The sequence below is a fragment of the Roseibium aggregatum genome, from assembly GCF_017309185.1.
In the GTDB taxonomy this organism is placed as follows: Bacteria; Pseudomonadota; Alphaproteobacteria; order Rhizobiales; family Stappiaceae; genus Roseibium; species Roseibium aggregatum_B.
In genome coordinates, this window is sequence record NZ_JAEKJZ010000001.1 from 1428876 (window position 1) to 1446956 (window position 18081).

Genomic DNA, 18081 nt, shown 5'->3' on the forward strand with positions numbered 1-18081 from the left:
GGAAAGGTCCGCCCCACCGCGACACCGGCGAGGGTCAGGCGAAACCCGATTTCTGCGGCAGACCCAGCTTTTTCAGGATCATCACCACCGGGCACAGGCCTGTGAAAGACGCCTGTACGAGATGTGCCCCGAGGATGCCCGTCAGCCAGAGCCAGTTGATATTGACGTAAACGGCCAGCAGAACCGACGCGAGAACAACGGCGCCGACCACAAGCAAAATAGCTCTTTCCACAGTCATGAAACACTCCTGGATAATAAGTTTCAAGATTGCGAATATATGAGACTTTTCGTCATGGAATGCCAGTAAAATTCCCGTGGCCGAAGGCTTCCCGGCTGCGGCATTTTCACTTGTCCCGCAGCCAGCCCGCATCGTATCCGATATCGGAGCAGCCGGCGAACCTGGCCATGCGGCCGAGTTCAGCCTCCAGACGCGCGAGCCGTCCCTTGCTCATGCGAACGCCTTTTTCCGGCCAGAACGCCCGGACCTGCAGCCGGTCCTCCGCCCTCAAAGCCTTCATGTCGATCCTGCCGATCAGCCTGTCTTTCTCCAGAACGGGAAAAACGTAGTAGCCATACTGGCGCTTGGCTTCGGGCACGAAGATCTCGATCCGGTAGGAAAAGCCGAACAGCCGTTCCGTGCGTTTGCGGTCTCGCAGGGCCGGGTCGAAAGGTGACAGGATCCGGACCCTGGCTGGAGGATCGGGGAGCGTGTCCAGCGTCTCCAGGGAAGCGGGAAACGCGAAAACCTTGCGCAAAGAGCCGTCATCGCATTCGATCTCCGCTTCGGCAATCTCCGCGCGCGCAAGCGCGGCCTGGCACCAGGATTTGGCTTCCTGGGGCGTGATGAGATCCCAGAAAGCGGCAATTTCGCCGGATGTCGCGAAACCGAGGCGCTCAAGCGCGGAACGGGCTGCCCAGTCGATCGTCTCCTCCGCATCGAACCGGACGTCGAGATGGCTTGCCGGTATGACCCGTTCGGTCAGGTCGTAGACTTTCTGAAAACCGTTGCGCCCGCAAACGGCAAGCTCGCCCGTGCGCCAGAGGAACTCCAGCGCGGTCTTGGAGGGGTGCCAGTCCCACCAGCCCCCACTGCTGCGCTGCTCCTCCTCGCCGACCGTTGCCGAGGTCACGGGGCCATGCTGCTCGATCTTTTTTCGAACCGCCTCGAACTTTTCTTCAAAACCGTTGCGGCGCCAGTTGCGCCAGCGCCCGATCAGCCAATCCCGGTCACGCTTGAACCGCAACCGCCAATGGGGGAAGAACGCCATTGGAACAACCGATGCGTCGTGGGTCCAGTGCTCAAAAAGAAGACGGTCCCGTTCCAGCTGATGCTTGAGAAACTTCTCTTTGTAGGCCGGGCGGCGGGCCGCGAGGATCATATGATGAGCGCGGGCGACCGTGTTGATGCTGTCCACTTGCACAAAGCCGAGGCCGTCGATGACGGAGGACAGGTCTTCGCCCTTTCCCGGACCTTTTGGTGCCGCGCAAAGACCATGTTTTTGGAGAAACAGGCGCCGGGCCTGAGCGTTCGGCACCCTGGTACAGGCAGATGAATTCATCCGCCTACGTTAGCATTGTTGAAACCTGAAGCAAATCGCTATGCAACCGCTCTGCAACCTGATATTGTAAAATTGTCGTAGCGTGATTTCACCTTCAGTTTTGCGTTTGCCTGCGCAGTGCAGCCGGAAGTTACTGGTTGACGCTAAGGTAAAATATGGATTGACTTGTTTCGGATGGTTAACGCGGTTCCTGCCAAGGTTCATCAAAGCTAATCATGAAGACTTATGGTAAAAAATACCTAGCGCTTTTTTTGGCGGTTGGCTTTTGCCTGACCGTAGGGCGGCAGGCAATTGCCGAAAGCGGTAGTTGTACGTCTGTAAAAATGAACGGTGCCAGCGTTTGGTTTCCTGTTTCCATGCGCGCCGATGAGACAGGCCGGCTTGAAGGGGTGCTTCCCGACTTGGGAAAGCGGATTTTCAAGGCCTTTGATATTTCGGTGGAGGTCGGTCCGGCGTTTCCCTGGAAGCGCTTGTTTGTCATGATGGACAATGGGCAGTTGGACGTCATTGCAGGCGCGTTCCATACGGAGGAACGCAAGGAAAAATATGGTTTCAGTCTTCCCGTCATGACGGAAGAAATCGCGGTGTTCATTCCAAGGGCCATGACTGCCAAACCCGGATCGCTGACCGACCTGGCCGGTTTGAACGGAATCAAGCCCTTCGGAGCGTCCTATGGCGCGGAGTTCGACAGGTTGGCGGCAGAATTCCTTTCAATCGAAGCGCCTCCCTTTGACGATTTCGAGACCTACATGGGATTGCTGATTGACGGAAAGGCAGACTATCTGGTGATGCCTCGCCGGTATGGCCAGGAAACCATCGAGGCAATGGATGCGCAGGACCATGTGGAAGCTCTTTCCTGGCCGGCGGCTGTCAACACCTTGCATTTCATGTTTTCCAGAGCGTCGCCTTGCATTCAACTCCTGGATGACTTTAACGAGACACTGGATCAACTGATTTCCGCGGGACAGGCCGAAAGTTTGCTTGAGGCGTATACGGTGAAAAAGCTGGCCAGGTAAGACATGCCGCCGACAGCAACTCATGGCGCTCAGGACAGACGGGATCCTGTGGATTGCGGTTGGTCTGAACACCGTGCCCTGATTGGGATCGGTGTGCGGCCGCGCGATCAATCGCTGACCTGAACATCGGTCCTGTCAGCCGGCACATTGAGGATAACGGGACACTTGGCGGAACAGGTTTGGAGCAGGCCGGAACTGATTGTGATTTCGGTCCTGGTGTTCTTATGCGCCGGCTTTGTCAAAGGTCTTGTCGGCCTTGGATTGCCAACCATCAGTCTCGGGCTGATGACGGTGTTCGTGGGCGTGGAAAAAGCCATGGTCTTGATCCTCTGGCCGGCCTTTCTGACGAATCTCTGGCAGGGTGTTTCCGGCGGCCACTTCAAGGTGCTTGTAGAGAAGCTCTGGCCGTTCCTTGTCGCCGCCGTCAGCATGCTCGCGGCCGGCACGTTCATTCTGACACGCTTGCCCGAAGGGGCGGCCGACCTTTTGCTCGGCATGCTCATGGCAGGCTATGCCATTCCTTCTCTCGCGGGCGTAAAGTTTCTGATACCGGAGAGGTCGCGCACCTTCGCCGGGATTGCCGCCGGCCTGGTCAACGGGATCTTTTCGGGACTGACAGGGTCCTACACGGTTCCGGGCGTGATGTATCTCCAGGCCTTGGGGTTGAAGCGTGACGAACTTATTCAGGCGATGGGTCTGCTCTTCCTGCTCTCCACGATCGCGCTTGCAGTATCCTTGAGCGGTTTCGGCATGATGGGCTGGCAGGAAACGCTGGCCTCGCTGTTGCTGGTGGCGCCTGCCTTGTCGGGTGTCTGGTTCGGGCAGAGAACGCGGCGGCAGGTTTCCGAAGCGGCCTTTCGGCGGCTGATCCTGGCATCCATTCTGGCGCTTGGGTTCTACCTCATACCGCTTGGTCTCTGGCGGCTGATGCATTGAAGCTCCTCCGCCTGAAACGAAAAACGCCGCATCTCTGCGGCGTATTCGCTTCGAAGGTTCAAGGGTAGCCTTACTTGGCGACAAGTCGCATCGGGGTCGCCGTGCCGACGCCCGAAGCCGGTTTGGTGTTGGCCCACTGGTAGGACTGGCGCTCCTCTGTCGGCGTGCACAGAAAACGCTCGCGATAACATTTGGTGAAATGCGACGTCGACGCGAAGCCGCAGGCGAGCGCGACATCCAGCACCGGCCGGCTTGTGCGCCGCAGGAGATCGCGCGCGGTTTCAAGGCGCAGGCGCAGATAGTACTGGCCGGGAGTGCAGTTGAAATGCCGGCGGAACAGGCGTTCGAGCTGCCGCGGCGACAGGTTGACCGTCATCGCGAGCTGCTGACAGCTCAACGGGTCCTCGATATGCAGGTCCATGATGCGGATCGCATCCAGGATCTTGGCGTTGGAGATACCGGTCCGGGCCTCGATATCGTGGCGCTGCGCGGATTCTCCGGAACGCATGTTCTGATAAAGGGCCACCTCGGCGACTTCATGCGCCAGATAGGCGCCATGCTGGATCGCGATCAGGCGCAGCATCATGTCCAGCGAAGCCATGCCGCCGGCGCAGGTGATGCAGTTGCGGTCGATCGCGAAAATGTCCGAGGTCACTTCGACGTCCGGGAATTCTTCGCGAAGGGACCGCAGATTTTCCCAATGAATGGTGCAGCGGCGTCCGTCGAGCAGGTTGTAACGCGCAAGCAGATACGCTCCGGTGCAGATCGCCCCGAACGTCCGGCCCATGGCGTTCAAGCGGCGCAGTTTGTTTCCAAGCTCCGGATCCAGGGGCAGCCGCTCTACGTCAATGCCAGTACACAGCAGTGTTACATCGGCGTCCAGCAGGTCGCGTAAAGGTTTTTTTACAGAAACCTCGCATCCGTTGCTCGCAGTGACTGAATTCCCGTCAAGGGAATAAGTCGTCCATTCGTAGTAAGCCTTGCCCAGCAGGCGATTTGCTATTCGCAACGGTTCAATGACGCTTGCGAATGCGTTCATTGAAAACCGATCCAGGAGCACAAATGCTATGGATTGGCCTATTTCTTCGTGCGCGCGTCCGGACATTTACTTGGCCTCTTCGGAAGAAATTATTATGCGTTGTCTTGATTGAGTAACAGATTTTGCAAATTATCTTTGTCTGTCAAATAAAAAACGCGGTTTGTTAGCGGTTTCGTTAAATTGACACAATTGAGCGGATGTCATGCCTAACCCGTCATCCGGTTGCAGAACTTTTCATCGAGGGAATGCCCTCTTTTTAACCGACGCTATGCGGGCGTGCCGTAGCGGTGCGGGCAGTAAAAAAACAGCCGATCGAACGGAGGGGATGACCGCGTTCGAACGCGCTTGTTCGAACGAACACTTTTTGAACAGCCAAGAACGCTGAACCGTCGGACGCGCAGGGGTGAAAGGACGCGACTTGAAGGCCGTGACTTGCTTGTTGTTCCGGCGCTGAACCGTCTTACCGGTCGGCATCGGGGTGATCTGAATTGCCGAAAAGGTCTTCCCCGCTTTGCCGGCGGGCCGGAATTGAGAACGATTTTTCAGTCTAAAGACGGTTTCGTGGATCCAAGTTGCTTCAAGTCAATGCTCGAGTGGTGGTAGATGAAGACTAATCTCACATTCGATATCAGGACGGACCGAAGCAAACATGAACGTACTCGCGAAACCTTCCGAACTTGAAGCCGTTGCGCCGGCCGGTGTTTTTGTCGAAGAAGTCAAGACCGTCCAGCACTACACGGACCGGCTCTTCCGTTTCCGAATGACCCGTCCGGCGAGTTTCCGGTTTCGGTCTGGCGAATTCGTCATGATCGGTCTGATGATCGACGGCAAGCCGCTTTACCGGGCTTATTCCATTGCCAGTCCGGCCTGGGATGAGGAGCTGGAGTTCTTTTCCATCAAGGTGCCCGACGGTCCGCTGACGTCACACCTGCAGAAGGTCCAGCCGGGGGACGCGGTTCTCATGAAGAAAAAACCGACCGGTACCCTGGTCAACGACGCGCTTGTTCCCGGAAAAAGGGTCTACATGTTCTCCACCGGCACGGGCATTGCGCCTTTCGCCAGCCTGATCCGCGATCCGGACACCTATGAGAAATTCGATCAGGTCATCCTGACCCACACCTGCCGGCAGGTCGCGGAACTGAAATACGGCGAGGATCTGGTTGAGGAAACGATCAACGATCCGCTGATCGGCGAACTCGCAAAGGACAAGCTGGTCCATTACACCTCCGTGACCCGTGAGGAGTTTCCCCGCAAAGGCAGGATTACCGATCTGATCACGTCCGGAAAACTGTTCGAGGATCTCGGCGTGCCGCCGCTAGATCCCGCCGTCGATCGCGGCATGATCTGCGGCTCCATGGAAATGCTTCGCGACACGAAGGCGCTTCTGGAAGAGGCTGGCCTCACCGAGGGGGCAAACAACAAGCCCGCCGAATTCGTGGTTGAGCGCGCGTTCGTCGGTTAACGTTCCGACAAATCGATAGAATCACGAAAGGCCGGATCGTTCCGGCCTTTTGTTTTTGCGCAGTCCCGCCTTTCAAACCCGGGCTGTCGACACCCGGATTGCGCCGGCCCTCTGGCCGCAAAGACTTTCTGGCTGTCCGGCTGACAATTTCCATCGCTAAACTGTGGAAGTCGGCCACACGAAAGGTTCGATCGATATCAACGGCGCAACGCATGCAATAGTCTTTGACGAAACGGCGTTGACGGCATGGATCCGACCTCTTTGGAACGTGTTTGGTTTGGGTTGCAAAAGATGAAAATTATTGCCGAGCTTGGCATCAATCACCGGGGATCGCTGGAGGTCGCCGGAAAGCTGATCGACGTTGCTTCGGAAGCCGGAGCCTGGGGGGCGAAGTTTCAGTATCGGGCGAAAGACGGTTTCTATCAGGCGACCCACGAAATCGGCGATGAAATCCTCTCCCGCGAGATCGACGACTGTTACATTTCTTCTGAAGATATTCTCAAGCTGACCGCAGAGATCAAGGGCAGGGGAATGGCCGCCGGGATCAGCTTCTTCAAGTTCGCCGATGCCGCCGACTTCGGTGATCGCATCGCGGAATTCGATTTCTTCAAGGTGCCATCGGCGGAACTGCTCAACGAGGAACTGATCGTCTCCATGGCCGGTCTCGGGAAACCCCTGATCCTGAGCACCGGGGGGCATAGCGAGGAGGAGATTTTCCAGGCGGTGGAGGCCACCCGCTCTCTATCGGATGTGATCTACCTTCATTGTATCTCCAACTACCCGGTTCTGCTCGGCAACCAGCAGATGGGCTTTATCCGGACGCTGGCGGAAAAAACCGGATCGCCGGTCGGCTATTCCAGTCACGATCAGGACTGGGAGGTCTGCCTGGTCGCGGCGGCCAATGGCGCTACCGTTTTCGAGCGGCATCTGACAATGGACAAGTTCGGCAAGGGGATCGACGACAGTTCCAGCTCGGACCCGGAAGAGTTCAAGCGCCTGTGCAAGCTCCTCAATGCCTATGATGCCGTGCAGGGCGACGGGCGGCGCGAGGTGAACCAGGGCGAACGGATCAACATGCAGAACCTCGGTTCGTCGCTCTACGCCAGCCGGGCGATATCACCCGGCGAAGCGCTCACCGAAGACAACACGGTGGTCAAGGCACCGCGCAAGGGGCTGACCTGGGCGCAGGTCAAACGGCGCGGGCTTGAAACGCTCAAGCGCCCGGTCGCGGCGGGAACCGCGATTTCCGAGTTCTATTTCACCGAGCCCAAGCCGCCGTTGAGCGCGGAGCTCGTGTCGTTTTGCGACGACAAGCAGCTTTCCATCCCGATCCGTCTGCACGATGCCAGGACCTTGCAGACGCGTTTTCCCATCCGGAATTTCGAACTGCATCTGTCCTTTCAGGAAGTGGCTTCCTTCCGGAGCAACATGGCCGCGGGGCTTTCGCTGCTCGATCTTGCGCGTCACTACTCCATCCACATTCCCGACTATATCGACAGCAAGACCCTGATCGATCCGCTTTCGGACGACGACAGGGTCCGGGAGGGAAGCGATCTGGTGATAGCGACCTGTGTGGATCTGGCTCTCGAACTGCAGGCGAGAACCGGAGCGGCGGTCCCGGTCGTCGGCAGCTTTTCCAGATTGCTGCCGGAGGGAAAGCGGGAGACGTACGAACGCCTCAAGTTCGTCCTGGAGGAGGCTGGGCACAAGCGCGGCATCCCGATCTATCCGCAATGGCTGCCGCGGATCGCCTGGTACTTCGGCGGCGCCGACGTGCTCGACATGTTCTGCGGCGCCGACGACATCGACATCGTCAACGAGATCGGCATGGAACTCTGCCTGGACCTGTCCCATCTGATCCTGTCGGCCAATTATGCCAAGCAGGACTGGCGCGGCTGGTGCGACCGGCTCATGCCGCTGGCGCGCCACATCCACATTGCCGACGCGACCGGCATCGACGGCGAGGGCATTGAGTTCGGCAAGGGCGATCTCGGAAACCCGGGCATCTACATCGAAGCTCCCGGACGGAAGGTTCTGGAAGTCTGGCAAGGTCACCTGTCCGAGGGTGACGGATTTGAAAACGCGATCCTGCAATTAGGAGAGAACAATGGCTAAGGTACTGATTACGGGGATCTCCGGTCAGGATGGGGCATTTCTGGCGCGTTCCCTGATTGAGCGCGGCGACGAGGTCTACGGGGCCATGCGCCGGGGCAGCACCTCCAAGACAGGCCGCCTGAAGGAACTCGGCATCCGGGAGAAGATGAAGTTCTGTACCCTGGAAGTCACGGAATTCGCCAATGTGCAGAACGTTCTGAACGAGATCCGCCCGGATCTGATCTTCAACCTGGCGGCCCAGAGCTTCGTGGCCGACAGCTTCCAGTTTCCCCACTACACCTCGGACGTAAACTACATGGGTGTCCTGAACATTCTGGAGGCCATGCGCCTCTTGAAACTGGACGCCAGGCTCTATCAGGCCTCGACCTCCGAAATGTACGGCGACGTTCTGGAGAAGCCGCAATCGGAAAAGACACCGTTCAACCCGCTCAGCCCCTACGCGGTGTCCAAGCTGGCGGCGCATTCGATCGTGGTGAACTATCGTCAGGCGTACGACATGTTTGCCACCTCCGGCATTCTCTTCAATCATGAATCGGAATTGCGCGGCTATGAGTTCGTTACGCGCAAAATCACCAGCTGGCTGGCGCGCATCAAGCTGCAGGACGCGGACGCCATGCCGCTCGGCAATCTCTCCAGCGTGCGCGACTGGGGCTATGCGCCGGAATACACGGACATGATGATCCGCATGCTCGATCACGACAAGCCGGATGACTTCGTCATCTCGACAAACACCGAGCATACCGTGCGTGAGTTCCTGTTCATGGCGGCGGCGGAAGTCGGCTTCGATCTCGTCTCGGAAGGCGAGGGCATCGAGGAAAAGTGCTACGACCGCAAGACCGGCAAACTGGTCGCCTATGTGGACCCGCGTTACTTCCGGGCCTCCGACGTGGTCTATCTGCGTGGCGACAACACCAAGGCGCAGGAGTTGCTCGGCTGGAAGCCGGAAGTCCTGGCTCCGGAGATCGCGCGCCGGATGGCCATCTACGATCTCAAGAAGGCGGCGCTCGCCATGCCGGGACTTTAGGAAGGTGCCGGGCAGAGCCTCATGAAACGCAGTGTTGCGATCATTCCCGCCCGGGGTGGGTCCAAGGGCATTCCGGGGAAGAACATCAAGCCTTTCCTGGGAGAGCCTCTCGTCGTCCACACGATCCGCGCCGCGCTCGCCGCGGAGAGCGTAAACGATGTGATCGTGACCAGCGATGACCCCAAGATCCTCGCCGTGGCGGAACAGGCAGGCGCTATTCCTGTGCTGCGGCCGGCGGAGATATCGGGTGACACGGCGTCTTCGGAATCCGCGCTGCTGCACACCATCGAAACCAGTGAGGCGTGCAGGGCGGCGGACACCATCGTCTTCCTGCAATGCACATCGCCCCTGACGACCTCGGACGAAATCGATCTTGTGGTGCGTGCCCGGGAGCACCTGGAGGCGGATACCGCCTTTTCGGTCGTTGAGGTTCATGCCTTCCTGTGGGAAATCGCCGCCGACGGTACGGGCGTAGGGGTCAACCACGACGCGACCAGGCCACGCCAGCGCCGTCAGGACCGGCCGGAGCAGTTTCGCGAGACCGGGGCGATCTATGCGCTCCGGAAGGACGGCTTTCGCGCGGCGGGCCAGCGCTTCTTCGGCAAGAGCGTGCCGGTCGTTCTCGCGGACGCGACGGAGATCGATCTCGATACGCCGCGGGACTGGATTGCGCTTGAAGCCTTTGCCAAGGCCTCCGGGCGTGTCCCGCTAGGCGGTTCAAACTGAAACACGAGGCAGGCCGTCATGACGACCATTTTTGAAACCCTTCATGAGATCGGCGCCGCGCGCGAGGAGGACAGGGAAGTCTACTCCGAGGGCACGCGCGACCGGGACGATGTCACCGTTTACCGGGACCGCCGCTCGGGCGTGATCTATATCGACGGGTTTTACGGCGGAGACGAGGTTTACGAGGAAGGCGGATACCGCGAGAAAAACCTGGCGAAATCCGGGTCGCGCGATTACGAAATTGCCCGCGACGCGGAGCGGCGTGCCACCGCCTACAGGCCTTTCGTCTGTGGTCGGACCATCGTCGATTTCGGCTGTGGAGACGGCAGTTTTCTGAGGAAAGTACAGGACGAAACCCTGTCCCTGTGCGGTGTGGAACTTCAGAGGGACTATGTCGAAGCCTTGAACAGGGATGGCATTCGCTGCCACACGTCGCTTGAGGCACTGGAGAATGGGAGCCTGGACACGGCGGTCAGCTTTCACGTTCTGGAACACCTGCCGGAACCCTTGCCGGTACTCGGTGCCTTGCGGCGTGTCCTGAAGCCCGGAGGCACAGCGGTGATCGAAGTGCCGCACGCCAACGATTTTCTGCTGCGGGACTTGAGCTGCGAAGCCTTCAAGGGCTTCACCCTGTGGAGCCAGCACCTGGTTCTGCATACCCGAGACAGTCTGCGGCGTCTTCTGGCCGCTGCCGGGTTTGAGGCGATCGCCATTGAAGGTGTGCAGCGCTATCCGCTGTCCAATCACCTGACCTGGCTTTCCTCAGCCAGGCCCGGAGGCCACAAATCCGCGCTTGCCGCGCTGGATACTGCCGATCTGACGAACGCCTATGAAGCGGCTCTCAACAGGATCGATGCAACGGATACGCTGGTCGCGATCGCGCGCAATCCTGCCTGACAGGTCAAATCCCCAGGCGTTTGTTCCGGCGCTCGGGCGTCCAGTCTTCCAGATGCCTGTCCAGTTCCGCGATGATCTCGGGAACGAAGTCCGAGCAGGGCCGGTCCACGTACGGGTGCATGTAGGTCATCGACGGATACCAGGGCGGGTTTTTCTGGCCCAGAAGCAATGCCGGTTCCTGCTGGCCGAAACGAATGGCCGGTACGTCGAGGATGCCCGCCATGTCCGCAACGCTGGTGTTGGCGGAAACGACGAAATCGCAACAGGCCGTCAGCGCGGCGGCACCGAGAAGATCGTCGAAGAGATCCACGTCCTCCAGAACGTTGAACCTTTCCGGGAACTGCGCCTTGAAGAAATCGAGTTCCTTGTCGAGCGCCGAATATTGCAGGTTCACGAAAATCGCGTCACGGGATTCCAGAACGGGGGCAATCCCGGGGGCTGACAGATAGTACCGCGCCCGGTTGGCGGCGAGGTTCTTCGAGCGCCAGGAGAAACCGATCACCGGTTTGGCCTCATGCCCGGGAAGGCGGTTCAGATACGCGCGCGCCCGATCCTTTTCGAAAGTGTAGACAGGGCAGGGGGCGTTCTTGAAGGCGTCGAGGTCCTGCCGGAAAAAGTCCACCATATCGCCGATGTTGACGTGCAGGTCGTAGTCCGAGTTCTTGGCCGTCATGTCTTCGTTCATGGCACTGCGGCGGAACACGGCTTCGGGAAACGAATACTGCATGAACTTGGCGCCCTTTTCGGACAGTTCGACAATGACCTTGCCCGCCCTGGAAATCAGTTCGGGAAGCATGGTGCCCGATTTCAGCGCGTCCCCGAGCCCCTGATCGGTCCACACCAGGACCGTCTTGTCGGAGATGTCCTCTCCCTGCCATTCGGGAACCTCGAATTTCCGCTTGTGAACGTTGGTCGCGGGGTCTTCGAAGCGGGCCCTGTGATAGGCCCAGCCGTTCTTCAGGTCCCCGTTGGCGAGATAGACCAGCGACAGGTTCCATTTGACCGTCGTATTGTCCGGCGGTGAGAGCTTCTGTGCCAACAGAACCGTTTCCAGAGCTTCTTCCACGGCGCCATACATCAGGAGGCAGACGCCGAGCGTGATTGCCTTGTGGTAGTTCTCCGGATCGGAGGCCAGTGATTTGCGCGCGTATTCAACGCCTTTTCTGGTTTCGTTCATGGAAAACAGCAGCCGGGCGGCCTCATGTTCGATATCGCTGTTTCCGGGGAATTTTTCCAGGGCTTCCGAGAGCTCGTATTGCGAAGGCTCGTATTGCTTGAGCTTCATTCGGCAGCGGGCGCGCTGAATATAGGCGTCCACGTTGTCGGGATCGAGCATCAGCACCTTGGTGAAGAAGTTGATCGCATGCTCTTCCTGCTTCGCATCCATCAGCAGAGTGCCGAAATTCTGATAGGCGTCCGCGAAATCGGGGTATTCGACGACAAGGCTCTGGAAGATATATTCCGCCTCCGCGAATTCCTGTTTCCTGGTCAGCGCAATACCCTTGATGTTGCGCGCCTCGCGTTCCTTCGGATTGAGGGTCAGAGCCTTGTTGACGACGGCCAGAAGACTGTCGGCGTCCGTTCCCAGATCCAGCATGGTCCGGGCGAGGTTGGCGTAAAAGGGAGACTGGTTGGGATCGACCGCGATGGCCTTGCCGATATATTCCAGCGCGCGCTTCGGATAGCCCTGCTGCCGGTAGCTCACCCCGAGCAGATGAAGCGCGTCGGCGTTCTTCGGGGCTTTCTTCAGGACTTGCTTGTAGAGCCGCTTCGCTCTTTCGATCTCGCCAGCCTGTTGATAGGACAAGCCCTTGATCAGCTTTTCCCGGATCGGATCTTGCGCGGGTTTCAAAGCGGTTTGTGTGGCCATGTCGTCTCTGCCTGAAGGGAATCACCTGCGAGAACAATAGCAGGCACACGGTCAAAACGAAGGTTTGCGGCCTGTTTTGACCAAATCCCCTGGGGATTGCCTGGTTTTGTTACATGACCCTTTCAGGGAGGGAAGCCGATAACGCTTGGCCACTATTGCCGCTTGTAAGTCTGGCCCTGATATTGCTGAGCCTTGTACTGCTGCCTTTGATGGGTCTGCGGCGCGTATTGCTCGGGTGTGTATTGCGATCTCGTGTATCGCTCGCCGCCTTGTCCTTCCACCGCCAGCTGACGGTTCATGCGCTGTAGGGAGCGCAACTTCTCCCGGCGGATGAGCTCGAGCCTCACGATATCCTGTTCAAGGCGCAGCCTCTGTTTCTCAAGGTCTTCCAGGAGACGGGAGGTGGAGGCGGAGCCGGTGAACTCCGGTCCTGCTTCCGCCATTGCAGACGCTCCGACGAACATGCTCAGGAAAGATGCAACAACAAGCGCGGGTCCGGTTTTGAAAGCCATGATCGTCATTTGGTGAAACTTTCCCGTCGCTTGTAGGCACTGATTGCGTTCCCGGCCGCGTGGATCAAAGGAATTTCCAACGATTCGACAGCCCGATGCCTGACGCTAGCAATAAGCTGTTAACAAAAGTTAATGAGGTGTGAGGGTTGTTTAATTGTCTTTTAAGGAGATTGCCCGGATCGCCGGGCGTTGGGCTCTCTCGCTAACGCGGCTCAACCGCAATGCCGTCGCGAACCTGATTTCCGGGATGCAGGACGACGGTTTCGCCGTCTTCCAGCCCGCCCGTGACTTCAACCTGAAGACCGTTCGCGTGGCCGATATCGATCTTGCGGGTTTCCACTCTTCCGTTCCGGACGGCGTAGACCGCCCAGTCTCCTCCGGAGCGGAACATGGCGGTCAGGGGCAGGATCAGAACGTCGGTTCCCTCCCACAGGACGATACCCGCCTCGACCCGGAAGCCATGGGCAAGTTTCTCATAGGTCTCGGGGGAATCGGTCAGTTCGATCACCACATTGACGCGCTGCTCCTCGATACCGAGCGCCGAAACCTTGGTGAAACCGAACGGTTCGATACGCTCCACCTTGCCGTGCAGGACGTTGTCGCCGCCCCAGTCGCTCAAGATCACGCGCATGCCGGGCCTGACCTTGACTGCGTCGGCCGACAGGAGGTCGGCGACGATCTCAAGGTCGCGCGGGTCGCCCACGGACGCGATGACCGTGCCGGCAGTCAAGACGCCCTCGCTTTCCTTCTGGACTTCCAGGACCTTGCCGTCCGCGGGTGCGTAGATGGGGATACAGACGCAGGAATCGCGTTTCGCGATCAGTTCGGCGGGGGACAGGAGCTGGGATTGCGCTCGCTCCAGTTCATGGACCTTCATTTCGAGGGTCGCCTCCGCCGTCGCCAGTTCCGCCTTTTGAGTGTCATAGGCCAGTTCGGCCTCGTCGAGCGTTTTCGCCGAAACCGTTTGCCTGTCGGCGAGCTGCCGGACACGGGCACGATCGCGCTCCGCGAAGGAAAGCTCCGCCTTGGCCCGGCGCACGGTCGCTTCCGCAAGGTCCTTCGCCGCCTTTGCCGCCTGAAGGGCTGCGCGCATTTCGGCCTCGGTCCGCTGATCGAGGAATTCCGGATCGATCGGTTGCAACTGGGCGATGATGGTCTGATCGCGCACGACTGCGTCGCCCACTTCGCGCTCGACCCTCAACACGCGCCCGGTCAGAGGTGTGCTGACTTCGTAAATGTCCTTGATCCGGGTTTCTCCTTCCTCGTCGATCGTCACGGTCAGCGAGCCTCGTTCCACGGTCGCCAGATCGACGGCGACCGGGCGCGGCCAGAGCGCATAGACGATGGCGAGCGACACGGCCGACAGCACAAGGCCCCAGATCGTCAGGCGGCGAAGCGGTATGCTCATTTTGGTTTTCTCACTCCCGTGTCTTCAAAACGGCGATCAGATCGAGACGGTCGAGGCGGCGGCGCACCAGAAGCGCGGACAGGACGGCGGCCCCGAGGGTGAGCAGCATCGCATAGCCGTAGGACGAGGGCTCGATCACAGCCGGGATCCGATAGAGTTCGGTATTGAAGGAGCTTGCCATGCCAAGCGCAAGCCGGTTGCCGATGAAGCAGCCGACAGGCAGCGCGAGCACTGTCAACAGCAGGCTCTGGCCCAGCAGAATGTAGGATATCTCGAAGCGGGTGAAGCCGATTACCCGCAGCGTCGCCAGTTCCCGGCCCCGTTCCGACAGCGCGATGCGCGCGGAATTATAGACGACGCCGACGGCAAGGGCGGCGGCGAAACCAGCAAAGATGCCGACGAAAACCAGGAGGGTCCGGGCCATGGTCTCGTTGAACATATCGATCGAGGCCTGTCGCAGGGTGACGGCTGCAACGTAAGGCGTGTCTTTCAGTTTGCGGAACAAGGCGTCCTGTTCTCGCGGATCGACACGCAGATGGACCCGGTTGACAACTTCGGTTTCGCGCATCATCCGGTTGACCGCTTCCAGCCGCATGTAGGCGGGATAGCCGATATAGGTGTCGAAGATGCGCACCACCGGCACGTCGACGACCGGCCTTTGGCCCTCCAGCACGTCCAGCGTGATCCGGCTTCCCAGTTCAGCGCCGAGGATTTCGGCGAGCTTTGAGGAGATCACCAGTCCGCCGGGCGGCAGGTCGATGGCGCCGCCCGCGTCGTCATAGACGATGAAAAGTCCCTGCCGTTCGGTCATGCCGGCAAGCGACAGGCGCTTGGAGCGCGATCCGAAACGGGCGCGCACGTCCACGTCCCGCTCGCCTTCCACCGCCTGGACGCCGGGAAGGTTCTTAAAGGCTTCCTGGACTGAGGGAGGGCGGACCTCGGTCAGTCCGACGGTGACGTCCTGGCGCTGGGCGGCGACGAAATAGACGTCGATGAGCCGATTGATGGAATCGAGCCACTGGAGCGCCATGATCAGGACCGCGACCGACATGGCGATGCCGAGAACGGTCAGGCCGGAGCGCACGGGCCAGCGGAACACCTGACGGAAGATCATCCGCGTCGGCTGATCGAAAAATCCGGAAAGACGCCCGCTGGACAGGAACGAACGGGAAAAGGACTGCGGTGCCGGCGGTCGCATGGCTTCGGCCGGGGCAAGGCGCACCGCCCGGCGGACCGCTGTCGCGGTGCCGAGTGTTGCGGCGGCGAGGCTCAAGGCGCCTGCGGCAACGAAACTCGCGGGGTGCGGCCGGAACAGGAGAAACGGAAAGGCGTACATTTCCGCATAGAGGGACGTGGTCAAATGGCCGAGCGCGGCTCCCAGAAGCGCGCCCAGGGCAATGCCGATCAGGGAGATGACCATGACGAGCTTCATGTAGTGCCAGCCGACTTCCAGATCGGAATAGCCGAAGGCCTTGAAGAGGCCGATGACGCCGCGCTCCGTCGCGATCAGCCGATCGACCACCATGTTGGTCAGGAAGGCGGCGACGGCGAGAAAGATCGTCGGAAGCAGACGGGCCATGGTCTTGAGCTGATCGATCTCGCTCATAAGGAACCAGTTCGAAATCTGGTCCTTGCGCGCATAGGCTCCGGTGCCGCCGTAGCGGGCAAGCAAGGTGTCCAGACGCTGCACCACGCCTTCAGGGTCCGTGCCCGGCAGCAACGTCAGCGTGACGTCGTTGAAGGCGCCGTCGAGATCGAACGCACCGGCAAGGGCGGCTTCGCCCATCCAGAGCACCGCGTAGCGCTTGTCGTCAGGCATCAGCGCGCCCGGGCCGATCGCATAGACATGTTCCGGCGACAAGGCGATCCCGACGATCCGCAGGCTTCGCTTGGTGGTATTGATGACCGCTGTCAGCGTGCCCCCGATTGTCAGCCCGTGCGCTTCGGCGAAGCGCTTGTTGACGATCACCTCGTCCGGATTGGAATGGTCGACGAAGCGGCCGCTGACGAGAGCGAGCCGGTTGAGCAGCGGCTGTCCCAGGTCCGGCAGGGAAGAGAGATACGTGGTCGCGGGCTCGTTGAAGCCTTCGATGTCCAGGGTCGCGTAATCGACAATTCGCGGCTCCACGCTCTGCACGCCGGGGATATCGGCGATCCGGCGTGCCAGGGACTTGGGCGCCCGCTTCACATGGGCGAAAACGTCGGCGAAGTGGTAGCGCTCGTAATAGGCGTCCGCGGTCGCCTGCAGCGACTGGATCGCGCCGAGGGACTGCACCATGACGCCGACACCGGTGGCGATCACAAGCGCAATCGCCAGCACCTGGCCCTTGATGTGCCAGAGGTCGCGGAAGAGTTTGCGGTCGAGCGGGTGCATGGCTACCAACTCAGCTCGGAGGCGGCGATCTTGTGCCCGTTGATGCTGACATCCTGGATCGCGCCGTCGGCGAGCCGGATCACCCGGTCCGCCATGGCCGAGATCCCGGCATTGTGAGTGATCAGCGCGGTGGTGGTGCCGAGTTCCCTGTTGATCCGTTCGATCGCTTCCAGCACCACGACCCCGGTCTGGCTGTCCAGCGCGCCGGTCGGTTCGTCGCACAACAGGATGCGCGGCCGCTTCGCGATTGCGCGGGCGATCGCCACCCGCTGCTGTTCGCCGCCGGACAACTGGGCCGGAAAATGCGTCTGGCGGTCGCCGAGACCGATCAGACCGAGGGCTTCGGACGGTTTCATCGGATTGGGTGCGATTTCGGTCACCAGCGCGACGTTTTCCTCCGCCGTCAGGCTCGGCACGAGATTGTAGAACTGGAACACGAAGCCGACGTGATCTCGGCGGTAACGGGTCAGCCGGGCATCGTTGAAGCGTGTGATTTCCGCTCCGTCGAAATGGACGGACCCTTCCGTCGGCCGGTCGAGCCCGCCCACTATGTTCAAGAGCGTCGATTTTCCGCTGCCCGACGCGCCGAGCAAGACAACAAGTTCGCCTTCGCGTAAATCCAGATCTACGCCGCGCAGAGCCCAGACGGCCAGCTCGCCCGTGCCGTAAACCTTTGTCAGTCCGCGCGCCGACAAAGCGGTTTTCGCAGGGGGCGCATCAGCCTTGCGCGCATCGTCCGCTTCGCGTTGATCGGTCTGCATGCTGTCCGTTCCGGTGACTGGGAACACGGTGTGACTGTCGCAAGGCAGATTGCATCCCGACAGTCGGTCTTCAAATGAACGCACCCCATGTGCCCGTTATCTTGCGCATCCTATCGTTGTTGTAAATGCGCTCGATCAAAACGCGGCGGGTACCACGCCGGGAGAAGTGGTGGGCGATACGGAGATTGAATCAGTGACCGCAACGCCCTGAAATTACTTGCAGCAGCAGGACGCGAAACATTCGTCCGTTCGGAAGCGCGGTCTGGCAACTTTTCAGTCACAATCGGCAGTCTGGCCAGAGGTCTGTACGCGCTTGTGGTCGAAGCATGATTTCCCATGTTCGCCGGCGTGGTATGGAAAGGTGGGGTGGATGCAGCTTGGA

General features: G+C 59.8%; 15 protein-coding genes. 7 read left to right on the top strand and 8 right to left on the bottom strand.

Annotated features, from left to right (window positions below):
* Positions 1–34: 34 nt before the first annotated feature.
* Positions 35–238 carry a YgaP family membrane protein gene (locus JF539_RS06160; protein WP_207139447.1) on the bottom strand — a complete coding sequence of 68 codons (204 nt, stop codon included), beginning with the start codon at positions 236–238 and terminating at the stop codon, positions 35–37.
* Between the two features lie 106 nt (positions 239–344).
* Positions 345–1559 carry a winged helix-turn-helix domain-containing protein gene (locus JF539_RS06165; protein WP_207139448.1) on the bottom strand — a complete coding sequence of 405 codons (1215 nt, stop codon included), beginning with the start codon at positions 1557–1559 and terminating at the stop codon, positions 345–347.
* Between the two features lie 323 nt (positions 1560–1882).
* On the opposite strand from JF539_RS06165, the gene JF539_RS06170 reads away from it, so the two are divergent.
* The gene (locus JF539_RS06170; protein WP_328809204.1) at positions 1883–2575 is read left to right on the top strand and encodes a substrate-binding periplasmic protein; all 693 of its coding nucleotides are present in this window, start codon (positions 1883–1885) and stop codon (positions 2573–2575) included.
* A 165-nt stretch (positions 2576–2740) separates the two neighbouring features.
* Positions 2741–3511: a sulfite exporter TauE/SafE family protein gene (locus tag JF539_RS06175; protein ID WP_207139450.1), complete on the top strand. Its 771-nt coding sequence runs from the start codon at positions 2741–2743 to the stop codon at positions 3509–3511.
* Positions 3512–3581: 70 nt separating this feature from the next.
* On the opposite strand, the gene JF539_RS06180 is transcribed toward JF539_RS06175, so the two are convergent.
* Positions 3582–4550, bottom strand: coding sequence for a GlxA family transcriptional regulator (locus tag JF539_RS06180; protein WP_209017015.1), 969 nt, complete (start codon positions 4548–4550; stop codon positions 3582–3584).
* 649 nt (positions 4551–5199) lie between these two features.
* Here JF539_RS06180 and JF539_RS06185 point away from each other — a divergent pair.
* From JF539_RS06185 to JF539_RS06205, 5 genes are all read left to right on the top strand, one after another.
* Positions 5200–6012 carry a ferredoxin--NADP reductase gene (locus tag JF539_RS06185; RefSeq protein WP_207139452.1) on the top strand — a complete coding sequence of 271 codons (813 nt, stop codon included), beginning with the start codon at positions 5200–5202 and terminating at the stop codon, positions 6010–6012.
* Positions 6013–6303: 291 nt separating this feature from the next.
* A complete protein-coding gene (locus JF539_RS06190) occupies positions 6304–8127 on the top strand; it encodes an N-acetylneuraminate synthase family protein (RefSeq protein WP_207139453.1) in 1824 nt (607 codons plus the stop codon).
* On the top strand, positions 8120–9151 hold the full coding sequence (locus tag JF539_RS06195) for a GDP-mannose 4,6-dehydratase (protein ID WP_207139454.1): 1032 nt from the start codon (positions 8120–8122) through the stop codon (positions 9149–9151). The genes JF539_RS06190 and JF539_RS06195 overlap by 8 nt, the downstream gene beginning before the upstream one ends.
* Before the next feature lie 21 nt (positions 9152–9172).
* The gene (locus tag JF539_RS06200) at positions 9173–9877 is read left to right on the top strand and encodes a cytidylyltransferase domain-containing protein (RefSeq protein ID WP_207139455.1); all 705 of its coding nucleotides are present in this window, start codon (positions 9173–9175) and stop codon (positions 9875–9877) included.
* Between the two features lie 18 nt (positions 9878–9895).
* Positions 9896–10774: a class I SAM-dependent methyltransferase gene (locus JF539_RS06205; protein WP_207139456.1), complete on the top strand. Its 879-nt coding sequence runs from the start codon at positions 9896–9898 to the stop codon at positions 10772–10774.
* Positions 10775–10778: 4 nt separating this feature from the next.
* Here JF539_RS06205 and JF539_RS06210 read toward each other — a convergent pair whose 3' ends face one another.
* The 5 genes from JF539_RS06210 to JF539_RS06230 form a co-directional block, all read right to left on the bottom strand.
* The gene (locus JF539_RS06210) at positions 10779–12644 is read right to left on the bottom strand and encodes a tetratricopeptide repeat protein (RefSeq protein WP_207139457.1); all 1866 of its coding nucleotides are present in this window, start codon (positions 12642–12644) and stop codon (positions 10779–10781) included.
* A 152-nt stretch (positions 12645–12796) separates the two neighbouring features.
* Positions 12797–13087, bottom strand: a complete 291-nt coding sequence (locus tag JF539_RS06215) for a hypothetical protein (protein ID WP_207139458.1) — start codon at positions 13085–13087, stop codon at positions 12797–12799.
* Positions 13088–13358: 271 nt separating this feature from the next.
* Positions 13359–14564 carry an efflux RND transporter periplasmic adaptor subunit gene (locus tag JF539_RS06220; RefSeq protein ID WP_207139459.1) on the bottom strand — a complete coding sequence of 402 codons (1206 nt, stop codon included), beginning with the start codon at positions 14562–14564 and terminating at the stop codon, positions 13359–13361.
* A gap of 10 nt (positions 14565–14574) precedes the next feature.
* A complete protein-coding gene (locus JF539_RS06225; RefSeq protein WP_207139460.1) occupies positions 14575–16938 on the bottom strand; it encodes an ABC transporter permease in 2364 nt (787 codons plus the stop codon).
* A 2-nt stretch (positions 16939–16940) separates the two neighbouring features.
* A complete protein-coding gene (locus tag JF539_RS06230) occupies positions 16941–17699 on the bottom strand; it encodes an ABC transporter ATP-binding protein (protein WP_207139461.1) in 759 nt (252 codons plus the stop codon).
* Positions 17700–18081 lie beyond the last annotated feature (382 nt).